This window comes from Bdellovibrio sp. HCB209 (assembly GCF_047306065.1).
GTDB lineage: Bacteria > Bdellovibrionota > Bdellovibrionia > Bdellovibrionales > Bdellovibrionaceae > Bdellovibrio.
Genome location: NZ_CP178618.1, coordinates 3,006,193 through 3,016,953 on the forward strand (window position 1 = coordinate 3,006,193; position 10,761 = coordinate 3,016,953).

At 45.3% G+C, this 10,761-nt stretch carries 8 protein-coding genes; 2 read left to right on the forward strand and 6 right to left on the reverse strand.

Annotation, left to right across the window (positions count from 1 at the left end):
- Nucleotides 1–89: 89 nt before the first annotated feature.
- The 4 genes from ACLVWP_RS14580 to topA form a co-directional block, all read right to left on the reverse strand.
- Nucleotides 90–2,111: a S41 family peptidase gene (locus tag ACLVWP_RS14580; protein WP_413558266.1), complete on the reverse strand. Its 2,022-nt coding sequence runs from the start codon at nt 2,109–2,111 to the stop codon at nt 90–92.
- Nucleotides 2,112–2,226: 115 nt separating this feature from the next.
- Nucleotides 2,227–3,129, reverse strand: a complete 903-nt coding sequence (locus ACLVWP_RS14585; RefSeq protein ID WP_413558267.1) for a hypothetical protein — start codon at nt 3,127–3,129, stop codon at nt 2,227–2,229.
- A gap of 152 nt (nt 3,130–3,281) precedes the next feature.
- A complete protein-coding gene (locus tag ACLVWP_RS14590) occupies nt 3,282–3,686 on the reverse strand; it encodes a hypothetical protein (protein WP_413558269.1) in 405 nt (134 codons plus the stop codon).
- 96 nt (nt 3,687–3,782) lie between these two features.
- Nucleotides 3,783–6,521 (reverse strand): type I DNA topoisomerase, encoded by a 2,739-nt coding sequence (gene topA, locus ACLVWP_RS14595; RefSeq protein WP_413558270.1) that lies wholly within the window; start codon nt 6,519–6,521, stop codon nt 3,783–3,785.
- Between the two features lie 124 nt (nt 6,522–6,645).
- Between topA and ACLVWP_RS14600 the strand changes: the two genes are divergently transcribed.
- Nucleotides 6,646–7,422 carry an HAD-IIB family hydrolase gene (locus tag ACLVWP_RS14600; protein WP_413558272.1) on the forward strand — a complete coding sequence of 259 codons (777 nt, stop codon included), beginning with the start codon at nt 6,646–6,648 and terminating at the stop codon, nt 7,420–7,422.
- A gap of 140 nt (nt 7,423–7,562) precedes the next feature.
- Nucleotides 7,563–7,922 carry a hypothetical protein gene (locus ACLVWP_RS14605; RefSeq protein ID WP_413558274.1) on the forward strand — a complete coding sequence of 120 codons (360 nt, stop codon included), beginning with the start codon at nt 7,563–7,565 and terminating at the stop codon, nt 7,920–7,922.
- 4 nt (nt 7,923–7,926) lie between these two features.
- Here ACLVWP_RS14605 and ACLVWP_RS14610 read toward each other — a convergent pair whose 3' ends face one another.
- Together ACLVWP_RS14610 and ACLVWP_RS14615 are read right to left on the reverse strand one after the other, a co-directional pair.
- On the reverse strand, nt 7,927–9,270 hold the full coding sequence (locus ACLVWP_RS14610) for a TldD/PmbA family protein (protein WP_413558276.1): 1,344 nt from the start codon (nt 9,268–9,270) through the stop codon (nt 7,927–7,929).
- Nucleotides 9,270–10,658: a TldD/PmbA family protein gene (locus ACLVWP_RS14615; protein ID WP_413558277.1), complete on the reverse strand. Its 1,389-nt coding sequence runs from the start codon at nt 10,656–10,658 to the stop codon at nt 9,270–9,272. Before ACLVWP_RS14615 ends, ACLVWP_RS14610 begins: the two co-directional genes overlap by 1 nt.
- Nucleotides 10,659–10,761: the final 103 nt, after the last annotated feature.

Genomic DNA, 10,761 nt, shown 5'->3' on the forward strand with positions numbered 1-10,761 from the left:
AAGTCTCAAAATGAGACGGCCCTTAAATGCAAAAAAGCCCGGTTTTTAGACCGGGCTTAACAACAACTAACATGTCAAATCTAGCAGTTCTACTTAGCGTTGGCTTGCTTAGGCGCCGCTGGTAAGGCTTTGCCGTCTTCAAGTTGGATCAGATCAAGTAGTACATTCGTCGCCTCTTGGATATCTGCGCGCTTCAAGTACTCTTCGTTCTTTTTCGCTTTGCTTGCTACTTTTTTGGCTTTCTCTTTTTTCTCTTTTTCGTTTTTATCTTTTAGCACTTCGCTCACGCGGATGACTTTGCCGCGGGCTTTTGCTTTGTTCAACTCATCCACGATTTTTTTGAAATCGTCAGATTTTGCAACACGGTCAGCAGATCTTTCAGACATCTGTTTCAACCATTCAGGTTTGATTTCTTTCCAAGCACCAGGGCCTTCTTTAACGAAAGCATCTGGAGAGATGAAAGCCTCAATAGTTTTTGGCGGCAAAGAGTAATCCATGTACTTCTCACCGATATCATCAGTCGAGAATGGACCTGGAAGAACGATGTCCGCATCAACACCTCTGTGCTGAGTTGATTTACCAGATGGAACGAAGAACATACCCACTGTTACTTTGATTGCGCCCAAGTTGTTTGGAATCGGCAATACAGATTGAACAGAACCTTTACCGTAAGTGTGATCTCCACCCACGACAACAGCACGTTTATAATCTTGCAAAGTACCAGATACGATTTCAGAAGCAGATGCAGAGATACGGCTTGTTAGAACAACCAATGGTCCGTTCCAATCAACTGTAGAATCTGTATCACGAAGAGCAGCTTCTGCACGGCCTTCATTTTTAGAAGACTGTTTTACTACGTTACCCGTTTGGAAGAACAAACCAGCAATTTTAACCGCGTCTTCTAGAGAACCACCACCGTTGTTAGAAAGATCCAGAACCAATCCGTCTGCTTTCTTTTCAACCGCTTCTTTGATCAGTTTCTTCATATCAGCAGCAGAAGATCTGCCACCGCGACGAGAATCCGCATAGAAGCTTGGGAAGTTCAAGATACCGATTTTTTTCTTTTTACCATCAACTTCTTTATCTACATAAGTGATAGAAGCTGCTTCGTCTTCAAGATTTACCTTTTCACGAACCAAAGTAACGTCGAAACGTTTTTTGCCTTCTCCCGCTTTACGCAAGATCGTCAAACGAACTTTCGAACCCTTGTTACCACGGATTTTTTTAACTACGTCTTTCAAATCCTGATCGATCACGTTTTCCATTGGTCCTTTTTCTTGACCAACAGCGATGATTTTATCTTGTGGCTCGATCAAACCAGATTTTGCAGCAGCTCCACCTGGAACCAACGCTTCAACCACTGTGAATCCATCTTGAGAAGAAAGTGTCGCACCGATACCTTCCAAAGATAGACGCATTTGGATTTCGAAATCTTCAAGGACGTCACGAGAGAAGAAGCTTGAATGTGGATCCAAAGCTCTTGCGAAAGAATCTAGGTAACCAGACAACAAGTCGTCAGACGTTGTTTCTTGAGTACGTTTTACGGCGCGTTCATAGTTTTTCTCTACGTTCTTTTTCGCCTCGTCCAATTTCATATCAGTCGCAAGATAGTTACCGATTTGGAATTGGATGTATTTTTTCAAGTAGTCATTAGCTTCGTCGTTATTCTTAGGCCATGCTTTTTTATCTGGATCGAATGCAAATTCAGTTTTCTCATCGAATTTGAAATCCTTGCCCAAGTATTTTTTTGCAAAGTTCGCGCGATCTTGAACTCTTTCAAGAACTAGCTTCTGAGCTTTATCCAAGAATGTGCAATCTCTGCCTTTAGTTTTTTCGAAAACGTTCGCCATATCTTTTTTGATAGCGTCAACGTCTGCTTGAGTTAGATAAATTTTGGAAGGATCAAGGCGTTTCAAATATTGTTCGATCACGCGATTTGCAAGTTCAGCATTGCGATCAGAATATTTAACGTGGTTCGCGAGGAAACCTTGTTCGATAACGGAGATGTATCTGCACTCCAAACCGTCTTTCAATTGTGCCGCAGCAACAGATGAAATTGCGAGAGAGCCCGCAACAACTAAACCCTTTAATCCCTTAGAGACTGAACTCATGATGGTCCTTCCTTGGCTCTCGGGCGAGAGCGTACTAATCCATTAAGATTAGCAGGAATTTTTCCTAGAGCATGCTATTTGTGAGGGAGGTCAGAAATTTAGGACTGTAATTTGATTAAGACTTACGTCTGTCATCTTCAAAGAATGAAAGTTGAGAGAGGTCCTCCACTTTTTGTCCCTGAAGTCCCCCGGCTTTAACTTCGTGTTTGATGAAGTTGCCGTGCTGAGTTTCGATCATAAAGAACGACATCTCTGGAAACCTCGCCTTAAGTCGAGTCATTTCCTCAACGATCAATTGGATATTCTTAGGGTCATCGTCGGACATACCAAAACGGTGATGAGCGTTATACCCGTAGATCTCAATAGCTTTTTCCACACTTGCACGGATAGCGCGTTGCTTTAACTCAGCAGTGCCTTCCGTAAAGTTCGTGTCACCCAGCAAAACACGCGTCGGTTTGTGACTCACCGGATACAGGCTTAGGTAGTTCGGCTCCAAAGGCAAAACCTTATTTTTTACGAACTCCTTAATACCGTCTCTCAACGTATCAGGATGATGTCCGCGGGCCGTGATAACTGACAAAGGACGTTGATTGAACGTCGCATGATAAAAGCACTCCCAAGAAGGTCCCTTCCATTGGAAGTCAGGGAAGCCTAGGGCTGCTGCCACGTCTTGAACAAAGACTTGGCTTTTGCCTGAGATCTTTTCCAGATCAGAGATGTTGTGATCACGGAAGTTTCTGAAAGTTCCAGTGATGTCACAGAAATCAATTTCAAACTCACCGTAAACACCGCTCTTACCGATCGTGGCGTTATGCTGAGCAAAGTCACCACTGGAGATCGATTGTTCTGCGCGAGTTTCTTTGTGGAATAAAACCAAGGGAGTCGTCAGGAAGGCGATGTTGTCATCAAAGTCGAAGAAATAAAAACTACGGCCACCCAGATGAAAGTTTCTATCTTTCTCCGGTGTGCGATTTATTCCTAAATCGAGTTGGCCTTTTTTATTTGTTTCATCACTCATGTACCACATTCCTCTTACGGGCTTCAAAATTTATCAAAAAATTCGGCCGCACGAAAGAGCCCTGCACAATTTTCTTTTTTTCAAGGCTTGTGACTACTTGTTAGACAGAGCCAACCGCCCTGTCCAGTTAGCATTCTGTTAAGGACTTGCCCCTAAAGCTCCTCAAATGAGGCGTCGTCCTTTTTAGGGTCTTTCGCTGGAGATTCTTCCGATTTCTCGGTATCAGGAGCCATTTTATCCACCGGAACCGCAACGGCCCCCTTAGGTGCCTCCGCTGCCTTCACCGGCTCTTTGGGAGTGATGTCCTTACCGGTAGTCCCCCACTGATCGCGACACTTTTTAAGAGCTGAATCCATCGAAGACAAGGATGTCTGGCGAGCCGTCACAGCACAATTCACCACTTCCGGGTAATCCCCGGCGCAAAGCTTTTCAGCATCCGCCGCAGAAACCGAGAGCGAGCGAGCACGAATCGTCGTCACACACTGACTTTGTGATTGCACCTGCGCATAAGCGAAAATTGGAGCTGCCGTAATAACTGCCAAAATCAAAAATTTCATATTTTCCTCGAACTACAATTCTAACATGAATGCATCGACTCTCAACAGAGTCTCATCATGATACAAAAAAAGCCGCTGGGTCTCAGCGGCTTTTCGTTATTTCTTTTTACGAGTTACGACTTTCTTAACTCCCAGGGCTTGGGCTTTCTCTTTGGCAGAGTCAGCTTCCTTCAAGCTCTTCTTCGGAGCGGCTTTCGCTTCACCCTTAGCAGCCTTAGCAGCCTTAGCGGCTTTAGGTTTTGCGGCAGCCTTCGCCTTGCCTTTACCTTTAGAACCTTTTGCTGGGCCCTTCTCGTTGATCAGGGCTACGGCTTGTTCCAAAGTCACAGCCTCAACGGTTGTGCCCTCAGGCAACGATGCATTGACCTTACCACTCTTAATGTAAGGACCATATGGACCGTTGAAAACTTGGATCGCATCACCCGTTTCTGGATGAGCACCCAAATCACGCAGAGCTGCTGCCTTACCGCGACCTTTTTTAGGTTGCGACAACATTTCCATCGCGCGTTCAAAAGTAATAGTCAAAACACTTTCGCCCTTAGGAATCGAACGATAGTCCCCATCATGAACGATGAATGGACCAAAGCGACCCAAGCCTGCTTTGATGTCTTTGCCCGTGCCCGGATGATCACCAAGGCTTCTTGGCAATGACAACAAATCAAGAGCCGTCTGCAAGTCCACTTGCTCTGGCTGCATGTTCGGCGGAAGTGAAGCACGTTTTGGCTTATCGTTTTCAGGCGACACGTCACCCAACTGAACATAAGGACCATAACGACCACTTAGCACGTAAATAGGCTCGCCTGTTTTTGGATCTTTACCCAAGGCATCCGCACCATTGATTTTTTGATCAATCAATTTTTCTGCGATCTCTGGAGTAATATCTGCAGGTGATTCATTATCTGGAACTGACGCGCTGACATCTTCGCCATCACGTTTTGTCGTTAAGTAAGCACCGTAACGGCCGACGTGGAATTTATATTTATCCATGCCTTCCAATGACATCGTACGAGCTTCATCTGGATTGATTTTTTCTTCTTGGTTATCAACCATCGCACGCAAGCCTTTAGGGCCTTTGTACACGGAAGCCAAATAGCTTTCCCAATCAAGTTCACCATCAGCGATATTATCCAGGCTTTGTTCCATTTCAGAAGTAAAGCCCAAGTCCACATATTGAGTCAGATAACTGCTCAACAGTTTAGAAACGATCATTGCTGTGAATGTTGGAATCAAAGCCGTGCCGCCTTTACGAACGTAACCGCGATCGATGATAGTACCGATAACAGATGCGTAAGTGGAAGGACGACCAATGCCCTCTTTCTCCATCGTTTGTACGAGGCTTGCCTCTGTATAACGAGCCGGAGGTTTTGTTTCGTGAGAAGTTGGATCAAGCTTAGTGCACTTCAAAGAGTCTTTCGCTTTAAGTGCTGGCAAGCGAACTTCACGTTCTGCCAAGTCTGCTTCAGGATCATCGGAACCCTCAACATAGGCACGCAAGAAACCTGGGAATTCGATCGTCATGCCCGAAGCACCAAAGATCGCATCGCCCACAGAAATTTTTGCGCTAACTTGCTTTTGACGAGCATCCACCATTTGCGATGCAATCGTACGTTTCCAAATCAAATCGTAAAGTTTAAATTGATGACCCGTTAGACCTGTTTCATCAGGATCTTGGAATTGATTGCCCGCTGGACGAATCGCTTCATGGGCCTCTTGAGCACCTTTAACTTTTTTCGCAGCATAAGTACGCGGCTGTGGAGTTAAATACTCTTTGCCGTACTTAGAAGTGATACAATCGCGAGCCGCGCTAATCGCTTCGTTAGAAAGGAACGTAGAGTCCGTACGCATATAGGTGATGAAACCTTGCTCGTACAGTTTTTGCGCCACCTGCATCGTCTCACGAGCAGATAGACCCAATTTACGATTCGATTCCTGTTGCAAACTTGAAGTGATGAAAGGAGCCGCTGGTTTTCTGAATGTTGGTTTTTCCTCAACATCAGAAACTGTCCATGGACCTGATTTCAAATCAGAAGAAAGCTTCGCAGCGTCTTTTTCACCCAGAACCAAAACATCTTTACCCGCTGTCAGCTGACCTGTCAGACCATCAAAGTCTTTACCCGTAGCGACGCGCTGTTGTTTGAACTGCTGCAAGCGAGACTCAAAGTTTACGCCGTCTTTCGACAATTCAGCCAATACGCCCCAGTAAGATGATTTTTTAAAGCGGATGCGTTCTTGCTCACGCTCAACGATCAAACGCACAGCCACAGACTGCACGCGACCCGCTGACAAACCGTAAGCCACTTTTTTCCATAGAAGTGGAGAGATCGTGTAACCCACCAAACGATCCAACACACGACGTGCCTCTTGCGCACGAACCAAGTTGAAATCGATTTCACGCGTGTCTTTCAACGCTTTTTGAATCGCATCTTTAGTGATCTCATGGAACACCATGCGTTTCGTTGGAACTTTTGGTTTTAGAACTTCAAGCAAATGCCAGCTGATAGACTCCCCTTCGCGGTCTTCATCGGTCGCGAGGTATAGCTCTGAGGCTTCGTCGAGTTTATCTTTAAGGTTCTTTACGACCTTCGTTTTGTCTTTCGGGATGCAGTACAAAGGCTCGAAGTTTTTATCAACGTTCACGCCCAGCTGAGCCCATTTTTCTTTTTTAACTTTTTCAGGAATGTCTTTTGCGGATTGCGGCAAATCACGGATATGCCCCATGCAAGACTCAACCACGTAGTCTCTACCAAGGAACTTACGAATCGTTTTAGCCTTCGTTGGGGACTCTACGATCACTAGTTTGATGCCGTCAGATGCAGCTTCTGTCTTTTTGGCCATGTACCCAGCCCTTCATCCGGCCTGTAACCGGGATATAATATATAGACAAAACATGAATGCAGAGCCCCCATTATGCAAGTCTGAATTTTGACAAGCAGTACCAAAAGCAGATACCTTTGTGAGCATGAAACCAATTTCTGAATTCAAATCATCGCTTCAATTTCTACTCACAGACATCGACGACACTCTGACAGATGAAGGTCTTTTGGGAGCCGAAGCCTATGAGGCGATGTGGAATTTGCATAACGCAGGAATTAAAGTGATCCCTGTCACAGGTCGTCCCGCGGGATGGTGCGAGATGATCGCTCGTGTGTGGCCTGTCAGTGGTATCGTGGGTGAAAACGGCGGTTTCTATTTCCGTTATCACGGCAAAAAAATGCACCGTCATTTTTTCTTTGATGAGCAAACTCAAAAAAACAATCGCGCAAAATTGAATCAATTAGAAAAAGAAATCCTCCACAAAGTTCCCGGCAGCGAACTGGCGAGTGATCAATTTTGTCGCTTGATGGATCTTGCGATTGATTTTTGTGAAGATGTCCCTGCCCTGCCAAAATCTGAAGTGCAAAAGATCGTAGACATTTTTAAGTCCCACGGCGCTCAAGCGAAAGTCAGCTCTATTCACGTGAATGGATGGTTTGGCTCGTACGACAAACTTTCAATGTCACTAAAATTCTTAGAACAAGAATTCGGTGTCTCAGCTGAAGACGCTAAAAAAGTTTGTGGCTTCAGCGGTGACTCCCCAAATGACGAACCAATGTTCCAATACTTTCCCAATAGTTTTGCTGTTTCGAATATTCAAAACTTTGTGGATCAAATCCAACACAAGCCTACTTATGTAGCTGCTGCTCGCGGTGGAATCGGATTCACGGAGATCGCGAGAGCAATTCTGACGAATCAGTAATAGTTTGCCGAACTAAGGTTCGGCGAAACTGAAATTCACTCTTAACACAGCCAATATTTTTTGATTTTTTCCTGGCCCAAGGTCTAAAGAACTGCTTCCTCCATCCGATAAAATAATCACATGTAGGAAAGGAGTTCTTCATGGTCAGCGCACAGGCACGTCAATACATTGCGAACAAACTGGAAGAACAAGCCAAACAGAACTGGCTCTTTAGTAATCTAAAATTTGAAGGTGAGATTCCCAATCAGGGAAAAAATCGAATCTACGGTTTTTCTGATGTGTGTATCACTTTGAATCACAAGGGAGACTTGTGGATTGAAGGCCCTACTTACCGCAACTTCATTTCGTCGAACAACTACCATACGGCGAAAGAAGCGGTGGACCTTCTGCACGATCAGCTTCGTTATATCGACGAAAACTACAAGCGTTTACAAAGCTCTCCAGAGATCTGGGTGAAGAAAGGTCTCTTCACCCGCATCAAGGAACGTATCGCTTCGTAAGAGCTTAGCCGCCAGCAAAGCTCATCGATTTAATCAAGACATCAGGTGCGATCAGGCTACGGCCTGGTCGACCGTAAGTGTCCCCTAGCTCCACGATATCACGCAAAACATCGAGCACATTCCCAGAGACGACGAATTGATCGATCGGCCCTAAGCATTTGCCATTCTCATACAAGAAACCCTCAGCAGGCATCGAAAGATCCCCTGTGGAATCTTTAAAGCCCGCATGCAAGCCGCCCGTAAATTTCGTGATATGAACTGTCTGCCCTGGGAACTGACTCAATAGCTGCTCTTGAGTTTTTGTCCCCTTAGCCACCACCATATTCGTAGGACCGATTCCCATCGGGGAACTCGGACCGCGAGCGGCATGGGCTGTGTGAGGCAAATTCATACGCTGAGCATATTCTAAATTTGTCAGGAAATTTTTAAGCACACCATTTTCAAACAAAACAGTTTTCTGCGAAGGAGCACCTTCGGCATCAAAAGGTCTGACAGCAGAACCATGAAGCTCAAACGGATCATCGATCAGAGTGAATTTGTCGCCGGCAACTTTTTGTCCGACTTTTCCTTTTAGCAAAGACTTGTTCTCATGAACTTCTTTGGCAGAAAGGTAGGAAAGAAGCATCGCCAGAACCGTCGGAAACACTTTGCGATCCAAAACCACAGGGTAGTTCCCTGTTTTTAGTTTTGTCGCCCCTAAGTATTTCACAGCATTGTTCACACCTTCGCGCGCCACTTCATCCACATTAATTTCAGCAAATGAGCGAACAAAGAATCCCTCGCCACCCATTTTTGAAATTTCGCCTTCTTTCACTAACGGTGCAGCACTCCCCGTGTAATAACTTTGTCTGAATTCTTGATCAACGCCTTCGGAATTCAAGATTCTTGAAAATGAAGATCCTTGAGAAAATCCCGAATACGGAACGGCCTGAACTCGTGCATCCAACCCCAGACATTTTTCCTCAAGGGCCTTTGCCACTTCCATCTTTTTATCCATGTCGATCTCTTCAGGATTAAAAAGATTCATCGCTTTGAATGCCTGTGGCTTCATCATCGGAATTTCAAAGGCTTCCGCGTTTTGCACTGTCTTGGCATTGTTCAACGCCTCCGTATACGTGCGCAACAAAGCCTCTAGGGAAAGATTCTCTGTATAGGCATAACCTTGGCTTGCACCTTTAAGGACACGCAGACCAGCCATCTGTGTTTGCGTGGATTCAAAATCCTTCAACGCTTTCTTTTGGAATCCCAACTCCAGGCTTTCTCCACCGGAAATCAGCATTTCAACTTTCACACCGTCTTGTTTTGCTTGAGCCGCAATCTTTTGGAAGTTCTCTTTAATAGTATCCATTAGCCTGCTCTCCCGCCGACCATCAAACTTGAAACCAAGATTTGTGGTTGTCCTACAGCTGCAGGAATAGAACCGCTCACCGAGCCGCACATTCCCGTCGCCAATTTCAATTCATTTGAAACTTTAGTGATTTTGCCAAGTGTATCGATACCACGACCGATCAAGCAGGCACCTTTCACCATTTCTTCGATGCGACCATTTCTGATGATATAGGCTTCACGAACTTGGAAGTTGTAATCGCCAGTTCCTGGGTTCACGGAGCCGCCGCCCATGTTTTTCGCATACAGGCCGTAATCAACGTCACGGATCATTTCTTCAAATGAATCCTTACCCGCATCAATAAAGGTATTTCTCATACGAGACGCCGGAGCATATTTATAAGACTGACGACGACCACTACCAGTCACATCATAACCTGTCTGACGTGCACCCATTTCATCTACGATATAAGATTTCAACACGCCATTTTCGATCAAGGTTGTACGTTTAGTTTTGTTACCTTCATCATCGATATTCAAAGAGCCCCAACCATTTTTGATTGTGCCATCATCAATAGCCGTCACACATTCATTGGCAATTTTCTGACCCATCTTACCGCAGAATACAGAAGAGTCCTTCGCTACGGATGTTGTTTCAAGACCATGGCCACAAGCCTCATGGAAAAGCACTCCACCAAAAGAGTTATCAATCAAAACCGGCATCTCACCGGCTGGAGCAAACTTAGCCGTTGTTAAACCCATGGCGCGATCCACATTCTCATGAGCAAAGCTTTGCAGATTTAAGCCATCATAAAGTTCCGAAGTTCCCATATGGCCATAACGTTCGCTGGAGCTTTCTTTAACACCCATGTGCTCGACAAAGACTTCCATATTCAAGCGGCTGTAGGCGCGCTCGTCATAAGCCATCAAACCGCGAGAGTTTGCGATTTGGACTTTCTGGAATTTTTCATTCAAAGCGGCTTCAACTTGAGTTACCGCCGAGTTGCGATTACGCGCATGTTGATCCAAAGAGTTCATCCACGCGAACTTGCGATCACGATTCATCTCCCAAGGTTTTTCTCCGTATGTGTGAACAGAGTCGAATGGCACTTGCATCAAAGGCATCGCTTTTTTTGCCTCGCCCGTCCCGCGGCTTTTCGCTGCATTCAAAGCGGCTTTTACCAGACCTTGTTCCGATAAATCATTTGTCGTCACGTAAACAATCTCGTGCCCAAAGAACAAACGAATGCCTGCACCATATAATTGACCAACGATGGCTTGATCAGCTTTAGAGCTCAGAATTGAAAGATTTGAAGAGTACGTGTCCTCAACAAAGATATCTGCGAAATCCGCCCCTGTAGAGAGTGCGGCGTCTAGTGCTTTGGTTAAAATATGAGGTTGAACAATCATGATGCCCCCTAATAGATTCGAGAAGAATATCGCAGAGGTCCCCACTCGCCCAAACAAAAACACCGCAGCACCTGTAATCAGGCCCGAAGGTACCGACATATGA